General features: G+C 64.5%; 14 protein-coding genes. 5 read left to right on the forward strand and 9 right to left on the reverse strand.

Features of this window, described 5'->3' with window-relative positions; genetic code table 11:
• Nucleotides 1–57: 57 nt before the first annotated feature.
• Both QMF22_RS12505 and QMF22_RS12510 read left to right on the forward strand, forming a co-directional pair.
• Nucleotides 58–516 carry a hypothetical protein gene (locus tag QMF22_RS12505; RefSeq protein WP_283454038.1) on the forward strand — a complete coding sequence of 153 codons (459 nt, stop codon included), beginning with the start codon at nucleotides 58–60 and terminating at the stop codon, nucleotides 514–516.
• 100 nt (nucleotides 517–616) lie between these two features.
• Entirely contained in the window at nucleotides 617–1,084 is a 468-nt protein-coding gene (locus tag QMF22_RS12510) for an SRPBCC family protein (protein WP_283454040.1), read from the forward strand.
• 99 nt (nucleotides 1,085–1,183) lie between these two features.
• Here QMF22_RS12510 and QMF22_RS12515 read toward each other — a convergent pair whose 3' ends face one another.
• The 4 genes from QMF22_RS12515 to QMF22_RS17395 form a co-directional block, all read right to left on the reverse strand.
• Complete coding sequence (locus tag QMF22_RS12515) at nucleotides 1,184–3,091, reverse strand: ABC transporter ATP-binding protein (RefSeq protein WP_283454042.1); 1,908 nt, start codon at nucleotides 3,089–3,091, stop codon at nucleotides 1,184–1,186.
• 793 nt (nucleotides 3,092–3,884) lie between these two features.
• Nucleotides 3,885–4,493 (reverse strand): hypothetical protein, encoded by a 609-nt coding sequence (locus tag QMF22_RS12520; protein WP_283454044.1) that lies wholly within the window; start codon nucleotides 4,491–4,493, stop codon nucleotides 3,885–3,887.
• A complete protein-coding gene (locus tag QMF22_RS12525; protein WP_283454046.1) occupies nucleotides 4,483–5,049 on the reverse strand; it encodes an RNA polymerase sigma factor in 567 nt (188 codons plus the stop codon). Before QMF22_RS12525 ends, QMF22_RS12520 begins: the two co-directional genes overlap by 11 nt.
• Nucleotides 5,050–5,290: 241 nt before the next feature.
• Nucleotides 5,291–6,190 carry a dihydrofolate reductase family protein gene (locus QMF22_RS17395; RefSeq protein WP_349357093.1) on the reverse strand — a complete coding sequence of 300 codons (900 nt, stop codon included), beginning with the start codon at nucleotides 6,188–6,190 and terminating at the stop codon, nucleotides 5,291–5,293.
• A gap of 77 nt (nucleotides 6,191–6,267) precedes the next feature.
• Between QMF22_RS17395 and QMF22_RS12535 the strand changes: the two genes are divergently transcribed.
• The 3 genes from QMF22_RS12535 (at nucleotide 6,268) to QMF22_RS12545 (ending at nucleotide 8,788) form a co-directional block, all read left to right on the forward strand.
• Nucleotides 6,268–6,735: a VOC family protein gene (locus tag QMF22_RS12535; protein ID WP_283454050.1), complete on the forward strand. Its 468-nt coding sequence runs from the start codon at nucleotides 6,268–6,270 to the stop codon at nucleotides 6,733–6,735.
• A gap of 294 nt (nucleotides 6,736–7,029) precedes the next feature.
• Entirely contained in the window at nucleotides 7,030–7,707 is a 678-nt protein-coding gene (locus tag QMF22_RS12540) for a response regulator transcription factor (protein ID WP_283454052.1), read from the forward strand.
• Nucleotides 7,682–8,788 (forward strand): sensor histidine kinase, encoded by a 1,107-nt coding sequence (locus QMF22_RS12545; RefSeq protein ID WP_283454054.1) that lies wholly within the window; start codon nucleotides 7,682–7,684, stop codon nucleotides 8,786–8,788. Before QMF22_RS12540 ends, QMF22_RS12545 begins: the two co-directional genes overlap by 26 nt.
• A 61-nt stretch (nucleotides 8,789–8,849) precedes the next feature.
• Here the strand turns inward: QMF22_RS12545 and QMF22_RS12550 are convergent, their stop codons facing one another.
• From QMF22_RS12550 to QMF22_RS12570, 5 genes are all read right to left on the reverse strand, one after another.
• Entirely contained in the window at nucleotides 8,850–10,562 is a 1,713-nt protein-coding gene (locus QMF22_RS12550; RefSeq protein ID WP_283454056.1) for a copper resistance CopC/CopD family protein, read from the reverse strand.
• A 96-nt stretch (nucleotides 10,563–10,658) separates the two neighbouring features.
• Nucleotides 10,659–16,271, reverse strand: coding sequence for an Ig-like domain-containing protein (locus QMF22_RS12555; protein ID WP_283454058.1), 5,613 nt, complete (start codon nucleotides 16,269–16,271; stop codon nucleotides 10,659–10,661).
• A 378-nt stretch (nucleotides 16,272–16,649) separates the two neighbouring features.
• The gene (locus tag QMF22_RS12560; protein ID WP_283454060.1) at nucleotides 16,650–18,011 is read right to left on the reverse strand and encodes a hypothetical protein; all 1,362 of its coding nucleotides are present in this window, start codon (nucleotides 18,009–18,011) and stop codon (nucleotides 16,650–16,652) included.
• Nucleotides 18,012–18,280: 269 nt separating this feature from the next.
• Complete coding sequence (locus QMF22_RS12565; RefSeq protein ID WP_283454062.1) at nucleotides 18,281–18,967, reverse strand: DNA alkylation repair protein; 687 nt, start codon at nucleotides 18,965–18,967, stop codon at nucleotides 18,281–18,283.
• Between the two features lie 633 nt (nucleotides 18,968–19,600).
• On the reverse strand, nucleotides 19,601–20,713 hold the full coding sequence (locus QMF22_RS12570) for a lipocalin-like domain-containing protein (protein WP_283454064.1): 1,113 nt from the start codon (nucleotides 20,711–20,713) through the stop codon (nucleotides 19,601–19,603).
• Nucleotides 20,714–21,004: the final 291 nt, after the last annotated feature.

Here is a 21,004-nt window from a genome sequence, read left to right on the forward strand (position 1 = left end):
AGCGTAATTCGAGTTCGCGCGACGCCTGGTGCCTCGCGCTCAGGGTACATGGGTGGCATGGTCGTGGTTGCTGGTATCGCGGTGGCCGCGTGGATCTCTTTCGGCCGCCACCTCTTCGGGATCGGTGGCGACCTCACCATCATCTACGCGGCGACGCTGGGTGTGACTTTTGCCGCCTTGTTGGTGTTCACGGGGCTCGCGGTACGACGCACGGCACGTCGAGGGTTTGAAACGCGCGCGATTACATACGCGTTTTTCCTCGTATCGGGCGTTATCGGACTCTTGTTGGGACTCACGCTTCCAGATTCAACACCTCGCGGTTTGCAGACAATCATCAGCGGACCCACACAGCCTGCTTTGGATATCACTATTGGTATCGCGAACCCCCTGGGCGTTATCGGAATCGCGACCGCGATCATTGCGCTCGTGCTTTCGATTCGCGATTCGCGCGGGCGAATCACGCTTCTTGAGTCTTGGGGTGACGAGGATGACGGCGCCCTTGTCGACCCCGCGTAGCGGCAATTCGTTGCATCGACGCCGCTCCCGAAAGACCCACGTGCAGCGCGTCAGGCCGGAAACACCGACTAAGCGACAGCCCCCACCTAGGCTGAGCAGCATGACGGTCGAACAGGTTGAGCAAGGGCCTCGCCAAGTCGCTCGCACTGTTGCGGTGCCGGCTTCGGCCGAAGACGTCTTCGCGTTGGTGGCTGATCCGCACCGTCACGGTGAGCTGGACGGTTCGGGAACCGTCGGCGGTACGGTGTCGGGACCGCGGCGGCTCATCCAGGGCGCAAAATTTTCGGTAGCGATGAAGCAGTTCGGCGTCCCGTATCGCATCACCAGCACGGTGACGCGCATCGAAGACGGTCGGCTTGTAGAGTGGCGTCACCCCGCGGGACACCGGTGGCGCTGGGAACTCACGCCGCTCACGCCCACGTCTACGCGCGTTACTGAGACGTTTGACTACAGCACCGTCCCAGCCGTTCAGGGAAAGGTCTACGAGCTGCTCGGCTTTCCTCGGCAGAATGCCGTCGGCATCGAAGCCACCCTTCGCCAACTCGCGTCCCGCTCCGCCCGCGCTTGACGTGAGGCCACGGGCCGGAGTCGGTTACGCGGCAGCGCCACCGACTCGTCGGTCGTCCGGCTCAGGCGCCAGACCGCATGGTGGCGAGGTGCTCAGTGACTAGACCCCGCTGAGCGCTTCCGCATCCGCATCCGCGGCAACATTCTTCTGCACGGCGAACTGGGTCCGGTGCAATTCTTCGTACCGCCCACCCACAGCCAGCAGTTCCTCGTGCGTACCGCGCTCCACGATCGAGCCGTCCTCAACCACGAGGATCAGGTCCGCGCTGCGGATGGTGGAGAGTCGGTGTGCGATCACCATCGCCGTCCGTCCTTGAAGCGCCTCGCTGAGCGCCGCCTGCACGGCGGCCTCAGACGTCGAGTCCAGCGCCGCCGTCGCCTCGTCGAGGATGACGACGCGCGGCTGGGCGAGGAGGAGCCTCGCGATGGTCATCCGCTGACGCTCACCACCGGATAATCGGTAGCCACGTTCGCCCACCATGGTGTTCAGCTGGTCGGGCAGCGACCGGATGAGCGGCTCGAGCCGCGCACGGCGAACGGCATCCCACACCTCATCGTCCGACGCTTCCGGCCGCGCGAGCCGCAGATTGGAGAGGATGGTCTCGTGGAACAAGTGGCCGTCTTGCGTCACCATACCCAGAGTGTGCCGCATGGAGGCGAACGTGACATCGCGGACATCCGTCCCCGCGAGACGCACGGCGCCGCTGTCGACGTCATACAGGCGCGAAAGAAGCTGCGCAATCGTGGATTTGCCGGCACCGGACGAACCAACGAGGGCAACGGTCTGACCCGGCTCGATCCTGAAGGACACGCCGTGCAGCACCTCCTCGCCGCCGCGGGTGTCCAATGTGGCAACTTCCTCGAGAGAGGCGAGAGACACCTTGTCCGCGGACGGGTAGGCGAAGCGCACGTTGTCGAACTCGACAGACACCGGGCGTTCGGGCACGGCGACGGCGTCGGGCTTCTCCTTGATGAGCGGGTCGAGGTCGAGCACCTCGAAGACGCGCTCGAAGCTGACCACCGCGCTCATGATCTCCACCCGTGCGTTGGCGAGGCCGGTGAGCGGCGCGTAGAGGCGGGTGAGGAGAAGCGCCAGGGTGACCACGTCGCCGGTGTTCAACTGGCCGGCTAGTGCGAGGGCGCCGCCGAGCCCGTACACGAGCGCGAGGGCGAGAGCGGAGACGAGCATCAGGGCGGTATAGAAGACGAACTGCAGCATCGCGGCCCGCACACCGATGTCGCGAACACGGGCGGCGCGGACACGGAACTCCTCGGCCTCCTCGTCGGGCCGGCCGAACAGCTTGACGAGGGTGGCGCCGGGCGCTGAGAAGCGCTCGGTCATCTGCGTACTCATGGCCGAATTGTGGTCGGCGGCCTCACGGCGCAGCGCGGCGAGACGGCTGCCCATGCGGCGCGCGGGTACCAGGAAGATGGGGAGCATGACCACGGCGAGAACCGTCACGAGCCAGGACGTGCTGAGCATGACGATCAGGGTGAGGATCAGCGCCACGACGTTCGTGACCACGCCGGACAGCGTGCCACTGAAGGCCTGCTGAGCGCCGATCACATCGTTGTTGAGGCGGCTCACGAGGGCGCCCGTTCGCGTGCGGGTGAAGAACGCGATCGGCATCTTCTGCACGTGATTGAAGACGGCGGTGCGGAGGTCGAGGATCACGCCTTCACCGATCCGCGCCGAATACCAGCGCGTCACGAGCGACACGGCGGCGTCGGCCACTGCCACCAGCGCGATGACGACGGCGAGCCACACAATCGTGGTGACCGCGCCCTGGGCGACGATGACGTCGATCACCTGGCCGGCGAGTACCGGCGTCGCGACAGCGAGGAAAGCTCCCACCGTAGAGAGGGTAATGAAGATCAGCAGCTTAGACCGGTAGGGCACCGCGAACGTCATGATCCTCCGCACCGACTCACGGGAGATGCCGTGTTTGCTGTCCCTAGCGCTCGAGATCTTGTGCAGCGAGCTCCAGGCCGCGCCTTCCATGCTCATGATGATTCCTTCCGTTGGTACCCGGCCAAGTTTAGATGGCGAGGTGCCCGAGCTCGGGGTTCTCCCCGGCGGCGGCGAAGCGGGGCTTCTTTCAAATACCGGCTCGGCCAGCAACGAGCGCGTGGGCGGGGTTTGCAACTCGGCTTCCGAGGCGATGCGCGGTGCGCCGGTCAGAGTCATGGGCCGCGTCAGGGCCGCGGTCATTCCACGACTGTGCGCCCGCCAAAAGCGGTTCACAAGGTCATCATTTACCCATCACATTCATCACTAATTGATCCAAAACGATGACGTACAATTGGAGGCAGCGAACCGCCCGGTTCCCTGTGAACATAGAGGAATCCGCGGGTTTTCGGGAACTTTCGGAAATGACAGAATTTAGGCTAGAACCTATAAGGGGTCGCAGGTTCGAATCCTGTCAGCCCGACCAAAAGGCCGTTCGCGAAACGGTTCGGTCGGAACAAAAAGAAATCGCTCCTGAGGCTTCTCAGAAGCGATTTCTGGTATGAGCGGATGCTGCGCGAGCGTCCGCCCAGTTGTTCGAGGCGGTGGGCTGCCGGGCCACTGAATCTTGGTCAGACACGCCTCACGCGCAGGCGAGAGTACGAAAAATACAGCCTCCTCCTTTGTCAGCGTCGCCGCTCCTCTGGACCAAGCCTTACGCCCAGAACACCGCGCCGGAGTCGTGCTGCTTCTGGGGAACGTCACAGCGGTTGCACTGACCGCCGTGACCTTCCTACATGAGATGGGACGATTCCACGCAGTTTTTCCCGCCAGCCGCTCTCGCGGACCTGGATCAGCCAGGGAACGCTGCGTCGTAGACGGCGCGAAGCTCGGCACTGTCTGCCCCGGTGACGCCGCATCCCGTGATCGTTCCATCGACTGCGCCGACGAGGTAGCTCTGGCCTACCTCGAAGGGCACGCCTGAGAAGTCGGAGGTTATCGCGTCGACCTGCGCCACCTCCACGCGGTCGGCTACCTCGCCCACAAAGCGCTTCGTGACCTCCAGCACAACGGTGTTGCCCTGGATCTGCAGCACCGTCGCGGCGAACGCCTGCTGTTGCGCGGCGACGGTCGCCGGCTCGAGCACGAGGCAGCTGCCACTCGCCAAGCCTCCGCCCATGGAAGGCTGCAGCGACTCGACAGTGGGTTCCGGACCACCGAGAACGAGGGGCGCGATGATTGCAGCGGCGATGGCGACGCCCGCGGCGACGCCTGCCATCGGCATCCACCGCCGGAACACGCGTCGCGGGGCCTCAGGGGTGACGGTCGGGGTGGAAACGGATTGGTCGGTCATGATCTGCTCCATTCTGTGGTCGAGCCACGTCGGCGAGGCAGGGGGCAGCGCGCGGGCCGGATCGGCGGCGCGCAGCTGATCGCGCAGCGCACGGTCATCATCGTGCATCTTCGCTCCCTTCGTCGTAAGTTATATGTCCGGTCGAGTGGACGGATTTCAGTAGCTCCTGCTTGAGGCGCGCCTTCGAGCGGTGCAGTCGTATCGCCGCTGCGTTCGCGCTGATGCCGAGCACAACGGCAATCTGCGGGCTCGTCAACTCGTCCCACGCCCACAGCCGCAGGATCTCAGCATCGTCTCGACGCAAGCCGGCGAGGGCTGCGGTCACGCGGGCCGCCACGGTGGTGCCTTCATCGACAGTGGATGCTGCGGGGTTCTCGTCTGCAAGGGCCGGCGGCGGGTCGATGGCGATGATGCGGCCGATGAGACGGGTGCGGCGACGCTCGGCGCGTTGGGCGTTGCTGAGGCACTGTCGAGCGACGACGATCGCCCAGGGGAGGGCATCGTCGGGCACCTCGTCGAGGCGGCGCCAGCACACCAGCAGGGTGTCGCCGATCACGTCGTCGGCCGTCGCGGCGTCGGTGCGGCGGTGCAGGTAGCGGCGCACCGGGTCGCCGACGAGCGCGACGAGGTTGCGCATCCGCTCTTCGCGCTCGGTGTCGTTCACAACTCTCATACTGAGGCATGTCCGGTAGGGGCGCGAAGATTTCAGGCCATGATGCACGTGGTTGAGTCGCCGATTGGCGGTTTGGCCGCACCGGACCTCATCTATTTCTGCAGCTGTGTAGTTCGAAAGTGATGCGAATCGCTTTGGCACTACAGGTCTCGATTCGTACGAAATCGACTTTGTCCTTCTCTAAGCCAATCCGCGCGGCTGCGGGAGGCACCGCCATTACTGCCTCCTCCTGCTAGCGCACGACGCGGTGCCGCAGGTAGACGATTCCCGACTTGAAGGTGCGGGTTTCGACGAGTTCGAGAGTCACGAGGCGCTCAGTTCGGGGAAAGAACGGAATACCGCCGCCGACCAGCACCGGGCAGACCATGACCTGGTATTCGTCGATTAGCCCCAGAGCGGATGCCTCGGCGGCGAGAGTCGCGCCGCCAATAGCGATGTCGCCTTCCCCCGGCTCGGCTCGCAATCGCTCGATCTCCTCGCCGAGCCCGCCAGAGGCCAGACGGGCGTTGCCCTGCACCGCGGACAGCGTGGTGGAGAACACCACCTTGGGGAGAGGATTCCACAGCGCAGTCCACTCGGCGTCTGCCTCATCGAGCGCTGTTTCCTGGTCGGCGGTCTCCCAGTACAGCATCGCCTCGTACAGCCGTCGTCCCAGTAGGTGTACGCCGACGTTTCGAATGTCGTCGATCCAGAAGCGAAAGACCTCCGCGTCTGGCGTCGTCCAGTCGAAGGTGCCGTCGGGTCCGACAATGTAGCCGTCGAGTGAAGTACTCATGGAATAGGTCACTTTGCGCATCGGAAATCCTCCTCGGTAGTGCGTTCGACAATACGCCGGACGCCGCGGATGGCAACGTTGCTCGCCGAACACCGAACGAGGCGGATGCGGCTCGCGCCGGTGCATCCGTTCGAAGATTCTGCCCGCTGGGAACCACACACGATCAGGCGCGTCAGGGCATGAAGAACCGCCGGAAGCACCCGAAGCAGCCAATAGACTGGTACAACGGCACCAAGAAGTCGTTCGCCCTGCTCTCGGAGGACTAGCCTCGGCGTCGACCGCAGCCGCGCGACGACGCCCACGACGCTCACGACGCTCACGACGCTCACGACGCTCACGACCGAGACTGCGCAGCATCCGCTGGCCCGAAAGGGCTTGGCCACGGGCGGGGGGCGAACTACTCTGAAAGGCACGATTCCCAACGGGAGGTATTGATGGCCGAGCTTCTGCCCATCCAGCCGTGCTTGTGGTTCAACGATAGAGCGCGCGAGGCGATGACGTATTACATCGACGTGTTCCCAAATTCCCGCATCAATTCGATCGTTGATTACCCCGACGAAAGTCTCGATGAGCACTTCGCCGCAATGAGCGGCAAGGTGTTGAATGGTTCATTCACGTTGAACGGCGTGGATTTTGTTTGTCTCGATGGCGGACCCATTTTCACTTTCAACGAGTCGATCTCATTGGTCGTGTTGTGCAAGAGCCAGGACGAGATTGACTCGTACTGGGCGAAGCTCTCCCACGTAGCCGAATCGGAGCAGTGCGGCTGGTGCAAAGATCAGTTCGGCGTCAGCTGGCAGATCATTCCGGAGAACATGGCCGAGTTGACTCGCCGACCGGAACAGATCGGCGTCATGATGGGCCAAAAGAAGATTGTGATCGCGGAGCTCGAGAACGCCTGAGCACGTCGCTCTCGGTTGGGATCTCCCCAGCAAATAGGCCGAGGCCCCTTATTTTCTGCCGGAGACATTCATTAGGTCGTCACCCGCCCCACGGGCCATGTCTGCAGATTCGCAGCACCCCCCTTTCTGGGGAGCAGGCGGTGTCCCCTTTTAAGAGGACATCAGCGGTAGATTGCACCTGCGCCAAAGGAAAACTCAACTATTGTGCTGACGCAAATTCATTCATGGGATTGCATCGCCCAGAGTGGCAACGTTTTTCGCCATCGAGCCACGCGGGAAGGAGCGGATACCGACGTGAACCGCATCGTCGTCGTCGAGGACGAGCCCATGCTGGCCCGGCTCCTCGGCCGCATCCTCGGTGGCGCCGGCTATGCGGTCACCGTCGCCGGCACGGCAGTTGACGCACTCAGGGCGATCCGCACGGTCGACCCGGAGCTGATCATCTTGGACTTGGTGCTGCCCGACGGGCGCGGCGAAGACGTCCTCGCCGAATTGATGCGATTCCGTCCGTCGAGTCGGGTCCTGGTGCTTTCCTCGATGACGCAGGTGGCGACCCGAGTCGGTGTCCTCAAGGGCGGTGCGGTAGATTTTCTGGCCAAACCCTTCGCCAACGCCGAGCTGCTGGCTCGGATCCACACCCGGCTCCAGACTCCCCCGTCGTTGCAGGCATCCGCCTCCACAGTAACCCGCTACCTCCGCATCGCCGGCGTTGAGATCGACCTGCAGCAACGGGACCTCATCATTGACGGGCGCAGCGTCCCTCTGACTCAACGGGAATTCATGCTGCTTTTTCACCTCCTCGAGCGGGCGCCTGAGCCGTGTACCCGGGCCGAGCTGCTTGAGCGGGTGTGGGGGACAAAGTTCGATGCTGGCACGAACGTCGTTGATGTCTGCGTACGTCGGCTGCGATGGAAACTATCAAACGACAAGATAGAAACGGTGCGCAATGTCGGATATCGGATCACGGCCTAAAGCAGTCCTCGTCGCTGTTTGGGCGGTGTTTGCCGGGGTGAACTGCTACCTCACCTTTGCGCTACCCGGTAACGAGACCATCCCGTATCACCTCGTCTGGGCCAGTTTCGCGCTGCTCTACGGACTGTGCCCGTGGCCCCGGCGGGCCACCATGGTGGTCTTTGCCGTCATCATGACGGTGACCGGGATCGCCCTGATTCGACATGCCATGGCCGGAATCATCGCCTGGGAAGAATGCAGTGAGACCGTTCTGATGGGCGGAATCATTTCGCTGTTGATCTGGCATGTGAACCGGCAATGGACAGCTCAGGCCCGGTTGCGGGCGTTGCAACAGGCCGACCGCTACCGCAGTGAACAACGGGAAAACGCCGCCCGCTTCGGCTCGCATGAGGTGCGCACCCGGCTGACGATCGCCAGGGGCTACGCGCAGCTCATCGCCGACCAGTCAGTCGAGCACACGGTGCGCGAGGACGCCGGGCTGGTCGTGGCCGAACTGGTCAAGGCGTCCGCATTGGCAACCAATTTGCTCACCCTGGTTCGAGTGGTGGAGCCGTCGGCCCCAGAGCCCGTTAACGTTGACCGAATGTTGGCGGAGATTCTGCGCCGATGGTCGGTCACTGCCGACCGCGCCTGGAGCGCCCGCAGTGCGGTGGGCACCGTGCTGGGCGACAACGAGCGACTCGAGGCAATGCTGGATTGCCTGCTCGAGAATGCGGTCAGGTTCACCGGTCCAGGCGACACCATTGCGATGACGGCGGAGACTCAGGTCGGCGAGATGGTACTGACCGTGCGGGATACCGGGGCTGGCATCCCCGGCACCGATCTGGACACCATCTTTGATATCTTCCGCACCGCGTCGACAGCGGGCGAGCGGGCCGGCAGCGGGCTGGGGCTGGCTATTGTCAAAGCCGCCATGGAAGCCCGCGACGGCACCGTTTCGGTAACCAGCTCGCTCGGTCGAGGCACGACATTCACTCTGCGATTCCCGGTAGAGCCGGCGCCCCCTGCCCAACCCGAAGATTCTGTTTTCGATCCGATTGACCAGTCCTCCCTCATTGAGTCTGCCGACGTCCGTTTCTAGCACGGAACCCCCCGCCAGGTTTAGACGCTGAACTGTGGGACCACGATGGAACGGGCCGGTTTCATCCCACGACGACCACGTCGGCGACGGCCGCGGGCCGCTCCAGTTCATTGACCCGGACGGCCGCGGTAATCTTCCACTGGCCGGCCACCGGTAGTACGACCACAGCACGGTAGCTGCCCGGCGTGTTCCCAGCCTCCACCGTGGCGGCTAGCGGGCCAAGACTCAGGTTCGGTTCGGCCACAGTGACCTGCGGTAGATCGAGAGGCACTATCGGCGTTCCGTCAGCATCTGTGATGTCGAAGGTTATGACGTTGACCCCCGCCGTGCCCGGGCTGAACCGACCGGTCAGGTGGCCGGTGCCAAGGTCGGCGAGCATCGGTGATCCAACCCGGGTGGACGCTGTGGCTGCAGTCAGGGCCGGCTCAGATTCGCTCGCTCGCGGGTTCTGCAGTGTTAAGGCCGAGGTAAGCCCGATGACCAGCACGATCCCCACCGCTTCCAGCCGGACCGCCAGCGACAGCCGATGCCAGGCCTGTCCAGTGAAGTCCTCGCGCGTCAGGCGCGGGACCAGGCCGAATCGATTCCACGCTGCAAGTCCGCCGATGACCGCGACCAGGGCGAGCTTGGCCAACAGCAGCCGGCCGTAGTCACTCCCGACGAGGGCCGGGACCGAGCCGACCATGACCAGTGCCAGGATGATTCCGGTCAGGCCCAGCACGATGACGAGACCACCAGCGAGGGCGGAAAACCTGCCCAGGACTCCGGCAGCCTCGGCCGGGTCGCCGTTCCGCCGTCGGGCGCGAGTGAGAAACAGCACCAGGGCGAGGAGACCACCAAGCCAAACCGCTGCGGTCGCGGCGTGCACCAGGTCGGCGCCCATCACCAACCAGCTCGGTCCGAAGGTTCGGGTGTGGCCGACCGGCAGCACCGACAGCAGCGCGATCCCAGCGCCGGTGGCCCCTGCCCAGAAACTCTCCCGCCGTTGTAGTCGCACCCGGAGCAGCATCAGCGCCGTCCCGCAGGAGGCGAGTACCAGGGTCGCTGCCGCCGCCCCGGTCCAGCTCTCGGCGACGACGAACAGATCGAAAAGCTCGCCGAAACCCGACCCGCGCGCCCGCACCACAGTCAACGGCACGAGTAGAAGGTACGCGCTGAGCGCGATGATTGCGGTTACCCGCGGCAACCGACGACCGGTCGGGGCAGTGCGGACGATGAACAGGTCGAAGACGGTGAGACCCACCAGACAGAACAAGCCCAGATAGCCGACGGCGGTCAGTACGCCGTACAAGATATCTACCGGTCTGGTGTCCGTCCCAACGACACCGGGAAGGGCCGCGTCGGCCTGGCCCACGGCGAAGGAAAGCACCCCGGATTCGGGGTGGGAGTCGTCGGAAATCACCCGCCAGCCGAGCACGTAGCTGCCCTCGGCGAGGGCGAACGGCAGGGTGGCCCGAACAGTTTCTCCCTCCAGCTCGACCGGCACAGTTCGATGTCCACCGCTGCCGTCGTAGAGCTGAAAGCCGTCGGACACCAGGGACACCGGCTCGTCAAAGGTGAGTTTCACCGAGCTTGGCGCACGGTCCAGCACCTCGCCCTCGGCCGGCATCGTGGACAACAGTTCGGCGTGCGCCGAGGCTGGGGCCGGCGGCAGGACCAGCGTCAGGGTCAACGCCAGAGTCAGTGCTGCGAACAACACCACGACGAGCAGTTGAACCGGACCCCGGGCGTGGTACTTCTGGTTCCGGGTCACGTGGGGCGTCCCTGTCGACATCGTCGTCTCCTCGTCCAGCGTGAACGTGCCTCTAGGGGGCAAGACACACCGCCGCCCGGCCCTGAATTCCCGGCGGCGGTGCGCTGTGGGGCGGTGCTAGTTGCCCGTCGTGAAATTCCAGGTGACGGGCGCCAGTAGGTTGCCAGCGGTGTCCTTGATCCCGCTATTGAGAGTGACGGTGTACTGGGTATTTGCCAGCAGGGTGCCGGACGGGTTGAGCGTTGCCACCCTCGTGGTGCTGGAGTAGCTGACCACGGAGGCGAAGGCAGCACCGGTCGAGGTCCGCTTGATGGTGAAGTTCGCGCTCGCCGCAGCTCTACTCGGCAGACCGGTGACGGCCTCGCTGAAGGTTGCCGTGATGTTCGCAGTCCGGCTGACCCCGGTGGCGTTGACCCCCGGGGTTCGAGCCGCGACCACTGGGGCGGGGCCGGTAATGAAGGTCCACGTCTTGGCGGTGAGCTGGTTCCCGACCAGGTCCTTGACCGCGTTGGTCAGGGTCAGGGTGTAGCTGCGGTCACCGACCAGCGGGGCATCCGGTGTCAACGTGGCGACTCGGGTGGTGGCGTTGTAGGCCACCTTCGAGGCGATGGTCGTCGCCCCCAGCTTCAGGGTGAAGTTGGGCGTGCTGGCGGCGGTGGCGGGTAGGCCGGATACGGCCTCGCTGAACGTTGCACTCAACGGGGTCCGCGTCGTGGCAGTTCCCAGACCGATGCCTGTGGCTCCGGCAGCGGGATTGGTCGTCGTCACGGTGGGGCTGGGCCCGGTGGTGAAACTCCAGCTCGTCGCCGCTACTGAGCCGCCCGACACACTCTTGATGGCCGTGGTCACTGCGAGAGTGTAAGGCTTGTCAGCGGTGAGTGCCGCTGTCGGGATGAGCGTGGCCGTCCGCGTCGCCGTGCTGTAGGTCACCGTAGCCGGAACGGCCGTGGAGCCCTGCTTCAACGTGAACGTGCTGCTGCTGACCCCGGTGACGGCCTCGCTGAACGTGACGGTCGGCCGAACGGATGTCGCTACCCCGTTCGCCCCGGCTGCGGGACTCTGCGCGGTCAGCTTCGGCGTGGTGGAAGCTGTGAGCACCGGTGCGGACACCGTGTTCCCTGCAGCGTTCCACGCCGTGACCCGGTAGGCGTACTCCCCGGTCCCCGCAGTGACGTCGGTGTAGGTGGTGACGTTTGCCAGGGTGGTGGCGAACTGCACGTACGCGCCCAGCGTCCCGTTGACTATCGGTGCCCGCTCGATCCTGTATCCGATCTCGTTCTTCGCGTTACCCCACGTCGTCGGATCGGTGATCGAAACCGGAGTGCCGTCGGTCCAGCTCAGCAGCACGTCGGTCGTGGGTCGGGTGAAGCTCATCACCGACGCGTCCGGGAGCGTGCGCGGCGCGCTGACCGAGATCGGCCGCATCATGTCCATCTCCTCATGGCTAAGGATGTGGCAGTGCCACACGTACTCCCAGCCGAAGTTGGTCATGACGTTGCTGATCGGGTCGATCGGGTCACCGTTGGTATCGGTGTTGTTGAACCCGGCTTCGGACCCGTTCGGGCCGGTCGTCGAGCCCTTGGCGCCCAGCGGCATCATCGGGTTGAGCGGTCGGATGCTGTCCGGGATTGCGAAGGGCAGTTTCGGGAGTATGGGTCGAACCGCCACGATCGTGTCCTCGAGTGGACTGACCCGCACGGTGTCCTTCCAACCGAGTTCTGTCGGTTCGGGCGGGATGATGATGTTGTCCCAGGTGACCCGGTTCAACACCTGCACGTCGTTCAGATGGAAGTGAAGCGGATGCGTGTCCACGCCATTATGGGTGATCTTCCAGATCTGCGTACCGTCGGCATTGGTGGAGATCGGCGTCACGTTGAGACTGTTCGTTCCCTTCGTACCGTCCAGCTTCTCCGTGGCGGGGTTCACATAGGGGTAGAGGATGACGTTTTGCAGAAGCGGGGTGGCTCCAGGCGCCTCCAAACCGATGTTGCCGCTCATCCGGCCCCACTCGTCGAAGTTCGCCGAGTTCATCTCGTCGTGCACGCTCTTGCCCTCGATCGGAATGCCGAGCTGGTTGCCCGACAGTGTGTCGAACTTGAACGTGTCTCCTCCCTGCTCCGCGATCCGGGCGAAGCCATCGCACTTGGCGGCGGGGTTCGATGTCGCGTTGCAAGCTCCGCTGCCGACGAAGCTCGTGCCGTAAGCCTTGTTGTACGCGGCTTGGCCGACCACAATCGGATTCTGGCTGGACTCGAAGACTCCGGCGGGCTTGCCGGCCGCGTCGGTGTGGTGGTCGAACGCCGCCATCAGCTTGCCCATCTGGTCAGCCGTGGTGTTCGGCCGGTCGAAAGCCAGCGCGGGAGCCGTGTTCGACACCTTCACTTGCATGACCGATCGGGTGTCGGGCCCGTAGCCGGGCAGGGTCGTGGGCGCACCTGACGGGGCCAGGTCCGGCCCACCGGTGTAGTAGTCGTAACCGGGGATCCGGCCAGGAAAGGCCGCCGGTGCATCGTTGTAGAGGATGAGAGTCTTCCCCTTGTAGGCGGAGAAGTCGACGATCACATCGGCACGTTCGGCCGGCGCGAGCAGCAGCGAGTGCTGGTCGACGTTGCCGACATCGAACCGGGTCGGGTCGGTGATCCACGTCGTCTCGTGGGCGGGGACGACTGCCGGGGTTGGCAGGAATCCGCCCTCGTTGCCGATCTGAATCCAGTCGGGGCCTTTGGAACTCTTCGTCGTGTCCGGAGTCGGCACGATTGACGTGTCGGTCTGCGCGAGAGCTACCTCGCTGGACTTCAAAGCGACCTCAGTGCCGGTAGCGGGATCAGCGACGTACCAAGACAGGTTCCAGAAGCGGTCATCCGAGCCGTTGAGGATCCGGAACCGATACGACTTCGGTTCCATGGTCGTGGTCGGATACGCGGTGCCGTTGACGACCGGCGTGTCATGGAAGGCCTCCATTCCCACTGAATTGTTGGGCGTCGAGGGAATCAGTGCCGGCTCGCAGAAGTCAGCCACATTCGGGTCGCAGGTAGGGTCGAAATAGGGGTTGGCCATGGGCGGATACTTGGCGTCCTTGGCCGGCGGCCAGAACCACGGGCCGTAAAACCATCGACCGAATGCGCTCATCCCACTGGGGTCGCCAGGGTTCTGCGCGGGCATGTAGACGTGTGGCTGCCAGAGGTTACCCTCGCCGCCCCACTTTTTCGGGTCCCAGGTCGGGTCGAGTTGCGCCATCCGCGTTGCACTCGGCACAAACGTCTTGTCCTGGATGGTGAGCGAGGTGCCCATACCGAGGCCCTCCAGGGCTCCGCCGGGAGCCATCAGCTTCTGCTCGGTGTCGTCGGTGATCATGTATCCGGCTTCCTCACCGGCGTACACGTTGAGCCGCGTGATTCCCCACGAGTGGTCGTGGTAGAACATCATTCGCGCGCTCTGCTGGTTGGTATAGAAGAAGGTTTCCGCGCCGGGGCCGGGATCCGGCATGTCCGGCACGTTGCTGACGCTGACACCCTTGGGGTACGCGGTGTTCTCACCGGTCGGCGTGACCCACTGGTGTGGCGTGCCGTCGCTGATCCAGGGGGTGATGCCGCCGTGCAGGTGCAGAGTCGCGCGGTTCTCTGAATAGCACGTGGTCGGCTTAGGCGTCTGCCCGCACATCGGGTTGCGCACACCATCGAGGACGCTTCCCTCGTCTTTCGCCATGTCTTCTGGCACCTTGGTGGTGGGGTTGAGCGTCATCATGTCCGGGCCGTCGCCCGAACCCATCACCGAGGTGTCGACCGGCAGGAACAGATCGCCATCCACGCCGGTGGGGAGCAGATTGCGGAACAGTACCCGAACGGGCTTGTTCTTCGTCGCGATGATCGTCGGGCCGAGGTAGTGCGGCTTGTCCACTCCGGTAAAGCTGATGGGGCTGTCGGGCAGGGTCGGATCGAGGTTTGCATTGGCGAGTGCGACCTTCTTGCCGGGGACGACACCGGTCGAGAGTTGCACATAACCGCGGAGGAGGGTGGCCGGCAGATCACGGTGAAACTTCATGCGGTACTGCACGACCGCGATCTCGTAGTAGTCCGTGCCGGGATAGGTCGTGGTGTCGGGCACCGCGACCGGAATGTACTGGCCCAGGTCGTTGGCATTGGCCTCGCCCTCCCCGGGCAGAGTATCCACGAACTTCTTAATCCCGGGGGTGAGGTAACCGGCTCCAGGGGTGGTGACGACGATGTCGGTGACCGAGCCCTTGACCGCCACCTTGGCGGTGGCGCTGGCACCCTTGTCAGCAGTGCCCACGCTGTCGGCGATCGTCACGGTCGGGGCAGAGTCATAGCCCGCGCCGCCATCGGTGACGTCGATGCGGGTGACACCGATAGTGGCATCAACCTTGGCTTCCTGATCGGGAGCGGTCTTGCTGGCGTCGGTCAGGGTCACCGTCGGCGCAGAGGTGTATCCGCTGCCGGCGTTCGCAATCTCGACAGCAGTGACGACGCCGTTGGAGTCCATCGTTGCACTGCCGGTGGCCTGCTCGCCGCCGGCGAGATCAGGCTTTGAGATGTTGACCAGCGGCTGAGCCTGGTAGCCCTTACCGCCGTCGGTCAGCTTCAGGTTGTCGACAGTCCCGCTGGCCTGTGCGTGCGCCTCGGCGCCTGCCGTGGGGTTGCCGCCCGTCAGTGTCACGACGGGCGAGGTGAACCCGTATCCGGTCTCGTTGACGTCGATGCTGGTGATGACGCCGGTAGCGATCTTGGCAGTGGCCTTCGCTACCGTGGTTGGGGTGACCCCGGCCGTCGTGATCTTCACGGTGGGCGAGACCGCGTAGCCTGCACCAGGGCTGGTCACGGTGACACCAGAGATAGCGCCCGTTTTCGGGTCGACCGAGGCTGTCGCTTCGGCGCCGGTGCCCGGGTCCGTGATGGTCGGAGTGACATCGGCTGCGAAAGAGTAGGTGCGGTCGTGGGAGAAGTCCGGGTAGTTCGACGCTCCGAGCTTGACCGTGCTGTTCGCGGCCGGAGCGATATTGGTGGCGAGTGTCAGGTCACCACTCGCCGGCGTGCTCAGGGTGTCGCCGTTGGCGGGAACATCGGTGTCCACCGGAACTCCCTGGCCGTAGAAGCCGATCACGTCATCCTTTTGCACTGCCACTGCTGGCATTGAATAGGTCTCGACCTCGCCGGTGTTCACGGTCGGCGTGGGCACTTTCAGCTCGTCGCTCGCGAAGACCACGGTGTACTCCCCCATGGTTCCGGTAGGTCGAAGCACCAGGGCGTGAAAGAGGCTGTCCGCCGATGTGGTCGGGCTTGCTCCGGCGATGCCCTGGTTCCAGGTCTGGAAGTCGTTGAGGGTGCCGGCGGGCAGCTTGGTGTGGTCGAGAACCACTAACACCGGACCCAACTCACCAGTCGGCTTCGCGTAGTCGGTCGCGTACTTGCGCTCGGTCAGCGGGTTGCCGTATAGCACCGGAGTCGGGGTGCCGACGCTGATCGTCACCATCGCATCCGCCAAGGTCTGCGGGCTATTGGCCCAGTTGGGGTACGGACCGAAATAGTGTGGCACTTTCGTCTCGTCGGTGGCGCTTGCCGGCACGGCGGCCTGTGCCGCATCGGGCTGCAAGAACGTGCGTACGGCCACGGGCGCAATACCGCCGATCAGCAGCGCGAGCGCCGCGACGGCGGCCGGCCCGGCCAAGCGACGCTTGGGAGCCTGGTGGGCGGGTGGGCGGGCAGATAATTGCATGATTCCCCTAACAATCGGAGCATGGGGTTGCTCTATGGGACGAGGCTGCACTACCGGTGTCCCCGTCGGGCCATTTATGACATAAGTGTCATCTAGCCGGGTGCCATCACCTGAGCCTGCCCAACGCGACCGGTTTGCGGTCGTGCCCATCTCGCTGGTCGAGCCCGTTGAGACCGCCATGGCCCACCATGACCGGGCGGCACATCGGTCCCATCCGTTGGTCGAGCCTGTCGAGACCGCCATTGACCAACGCAGGTGGTCTGCGGTCCGGCCGTCCCGGGTCTGGGCGCGCAAAGAAGGCGGGCCTCGCGTGCTGTGTGCACGTGGGGCCCGCCTGGTTCCTGCGAGGGAATTCTGTGGGGGTTGGCCGGGGTCTGGTTAGCCTTTTTTGATGATGACGGTGGTGTTGTCGGTGTAGTAGTTGCGTTGGAAGTCGATCGGGGTGGTGGTTTTGGCGATCACGGCGCAGTTGGCGACTTTGGTGTCTTTTCCGAATTTGTTGTCTTTGATGATGGTGCCAACGAGGGGGCCGTAGGCTTTTTCGGCGATGTTGACGGTGCAGGCGCCGTTGTTGGCGTAGTTGTCGGTGAAGCTGAAGTTGGAGACTTTGCCTTGGTCTTGGGTGATTTGCACGGCGGCGCTGTGCGAGTCGGTGAGGCGGTTGCCGGTGACTGTGACGTTGTTGCCGATTTGCACCTGGATGGAGTCGTCGTGGCTGGGCGATCCGCCCTGGTTGGGGTCGTTGAGGTAGTGCATGTTGTTGTGGATCCAGCTTTTCTGGATGAGCACGTTGCTGCCGGTGATGTGGATGCCGTCGATGACGTTGTGGATGTTCAGGCGGGTGGCGGTGAAGTTGTAGCCGTAGATGCCGTTGGCGTCGGGTGAGGCGACGGTGGGGAACAGTTCGGTGTCGGTGATGACGAGGTTGCTGTAGCCGCCGAGGTTGTTGATGAGGGCGCCGGGACCGTTCATGGTGCGGCCGCGGATGATGGAGTTTTTGATGGTGACGTTGGCGGCGCTGATCTTGACCAGGCCGCGCACGTCGAGGCCGTTCAGGACGGTGCCGGGGGTGGTGACGTTGATGTCACCGGTGACGATTTTCAGGCTGGTGCCGGCGGGAACACCGGTGTTGGTGCCGGTCGGCGTGCCGCTGGTCGGCGCCGCCGGGGCCGGAGCCGGGGCCGGAGCCGGGGCCGGGGCCGGAGCAGGTGCGGGCGTCGGCGCGGGTGCCGGTGCGGGTGCTGGTGTGGGTGCTGGTGTGGGTGCTGGTGTGGGGGTGGGGACGGTTTTGGCGGTGTAGCCGACGATGGTCATGTCGACGGTGACGTTGGCGGTGGCGCTGGCGACGGTGATGGTGCCGTCGGATTTGCTGGTGACGGGGACGGTGTAGGTGCGTTCGGGGCCGTCGCCGGTGGGGGCGGTGAAGTAGTAGCGCTGGGTGTTTTCCGGGCCGACGAGCACTTTGATGTCGGTGCGGGCGGCGGCGGTGGTGTCGAACATGACCTGCACCGAGGCGGCGTCGGCGGGGATGGTGCCAAGGTCGGTGGTGACTTTGCTGCCGGCCGGGACGGCGACCGAGGTGGTGTTGGTGGCGGCCTGGGCCGGCAGCACGGCGAGGCCGCTGAAGGCGACGGCGAACGCGCCGGCGGCGGCGATCAGGGCCAGGCGGCGAGAGGGACGGCCGGTGGGAGCGATGGTGGAGCGAACGGCGGAGGTCGAAGCGAAAGCAGTGGAGGACATGGGTTCACATTTCGTCTAGTGCACAGATTCGGGGGGTGCGGGTGAGCGGCTGAGAGGGGGCCGCTTCGTCTGAAAATGAGTATTGCCCACTATGGGTATTGTCACAATCGAATACGGGTCTTTCTCAGGTTCACCCCCCGTTCAGGGGTAGACGAAAACCCGGAAACGGGCACAAAAAAGCGGCCGGACCTGCGATAACAGGCCCGACCGCATCCGCTCAACGAATTTGGAGTCTGTGCACGATTCCCATTACGTGCGTGCTGCGGGGGCTAGGCGGGAAGCTGCCGACTCACCATCTCGGCGATCCAGATGGGAGCGAAGGGGGACGTACAGTTTGGCGGCGTCGGGTAATTCTTGAGAACCTCCAGGCGCTCACCAATGTCAATGGCCCGCGCACGATACTCGGCGTGCTCGATCCCGATCTGGGCCAGGCAGTTGTTCATCGCCCACTGCAGTCGATCCGGGGCATCCTTAATTCGAGCCTCGATGAGGTCGAGAATCCCTGCGAGGTCGAGCCCCTCGGGATTCTTGGCGATGCGGTCGGCGGTCAGTGCCCAGCCCGCACTCGCCGCAACCGGATCAGGATCGGCGAACCACGCCAGGCGCAACTCTTCGGCGTGCGGACTCTTGTTCACTACATAGTTGACGAACCAGTCGTGCACCTTGGGAATGCCCGCCTGGCGCAGCAGGACATCCACCTCGCCGGGCGCGAACTCCTTCGGACGAAAGATCAGAATCGCAACCAGCCGCGCGGCGGTGTCACCGGTCCCCCACAGTTCGCGGGCAAGACCCGGTTGGGCCTTCGGCCGTTTGGCGACCGCACGCAGCTGACCGAGGTTCACTCCGTGGTCGTCGCCGTGCCTGGCATTGATGAGGCGGGCTTTCGGGTCGTCGAGCTCCACCAGCTCGGCCAGCACCGCTGCCGCCGTCGTTTCGGTTGCCGTCGTCTGGGCCATGTCGTCCTCCTGCGCACTGCGTGTGCAATTAGAGCCTACGGCGGAGGTGGCTGGATGGCACAGCGGTACCGCCCGGCGACCGCGACCGGGGGCACTTGGAGCGCATGACCGCAGTCGCCGACACCAGAATAGTGAACGTAGCGGATGCCCCTTAACCCGACGTGCTCACCATCTTCGGTATCCGAGGCGACGCGTCCCGCTGCTGGTGCCAAGTCTTCAAGACGTCTCAAATCGTGTGGGATGCCGACTCCGTCGCGGAGTAATCGCGCCGATCCGCAGACGCAGATCGCTCGCGGTCGCGGGGGGCACGCAGGCTCTAGGGCTACTCGCTGGATGTCACGGCCCAGGGCACGGTGCCATCGGCCGCGTCATACCACGGCTCACTCACGCTGTCCGAAGCAGCGGGGGTTCGCGGTCGTGTCGCGGCCGTCGGTGGGTCGCGCGGTGCTGCGGCGGTGCGGCTCGCCCTACAGTGGGCCACCTTCGCGAGGCGCGGGAGCTGCGCGCGAGGCGAAACTCGCGCGCACTGGCGCAGGTCCAGCGCGGCGCGCGGCGCTGGAGTTCTGGCCAGGCCGTAGCTCCCGCGCACCTGCGCAGGTCCCGCGCAGCCGGCTGCGGCAGAAAGCAGAACCCTCAGGCCACCGGAAGGCGGGTCTTGCCGAGGTACATGAGCTCCCAGAGCGCCTTGGTCTCGGTATATTCCTCGACCAGAACGTCGTCGAGGTACCGGCGCAGAATCAGGGTTCCGGCAAAGCGCAGGTACGTGGCGTCGGAGCGCATCAGGCGGGCGAGCAGCTTCGCGGCCGGCGGCACGACGTCGATGAACCGGGTGCGCAGCAGCGTCTGCTCCCGCTCGAAAGCGATCGTGAAACGGTCGGGACCGGCGCGGTAGTCGTAGGTGAGGGCATCCGCTACCGGCTTACCCGTGGGAGCGTCAATGCAGATGCGCTCGGTCGTGACGGCCACCTTGGTGCCGTCGTCGGCCACCACAACACCGTCGCGGGCGAGGTGGAGGATGGTGAGGGGTTCGTAGCCATAGGCCTTTTCGGCCGTGATGTGTGCGGCGATCAGGCTGTACGGCCCCACCTGCGCGCGTCCCCAGTACCAGTTGTGCATGAGCTTGCGCAGGGGCGCATCACCCCAGTTGTGATCGTGGTAGCCAACCCCCGTTGTGCTGACAGCCTTTCCGTCGACCGAATATTCTGCGTCGACGCGTCCGCTCGGCACCGCCACAAACCAGGCGAACGCCTTCTCCACCCCGTTTCGGGCGAACATCTCGTGCCCCGTCGCCGGCCGCCAGGCGGGCACCGTGCCGGTGAGCGTCACGTTCACCGTGACGTTCTCAACGGATGCGCTCACCCGGTAGGTCTGCAGGTCACCGCTGAAACGGTGGTCGCCGATGCGCACGTCGCAGCTGTCGGTCGAGGCGCTGAACTGCTCGGGATCGGCCGCGAAAGTCTTCTCGAACGACCTTCCATCGGGCAGGTCGAGGTTGATGTTCACGAACGGAGCGAGGCGCGTGCCCGGCGTCGCAGGGTTCTTCGTGTAAAACCCCACGACAAGCTTGGCGCCGTCGTCGAGACTCGCGTCGAGATACCACCACTCGTAGAATCCACGGCGGTTCGGGTCGGTGCGCAGCCCATCTTCGAACTGGGCCGTGCTAAGCGGGTTGAGACCGAGCCGAGCAAAATCAGCGGGGTCGGCGGCCAGACGCACGCGCGTCGGGCGGGCACTCGTGGTGGTCATGGCGCTCCTAATACCGATGACCTAGGTATACACCAGACTGACGGCGAGGATGCCAACGCGGATGCAAAAAGTCGGGCCTCACGCTGTGTGCACGTGGGGCCCGCCTGGTGTTCCTGCGAGGGAATTCTGTGGGGGGTCTAACCGGGTGGATTAGATGCTGGGTGGGTTAGCCTTTTTTGATGATGACGGTGGTGTTGTCGGTGTAGTAGTTGCGTTGGAAGTCGATCGGGGTGGTGGTTTTGGCGATCACGGCGCAGTTGGCGACTTTGGTGTCTTTTCCGAATTTGTTGT

The organism is Cryobacterium sp. PH31-L1 (assembly GCF_030063145.1).
GTDB lineage: Bacteria > Actinomycetota > Actinomycetes > Actinomycetales > Microbacteriaceae > Cryobacterium.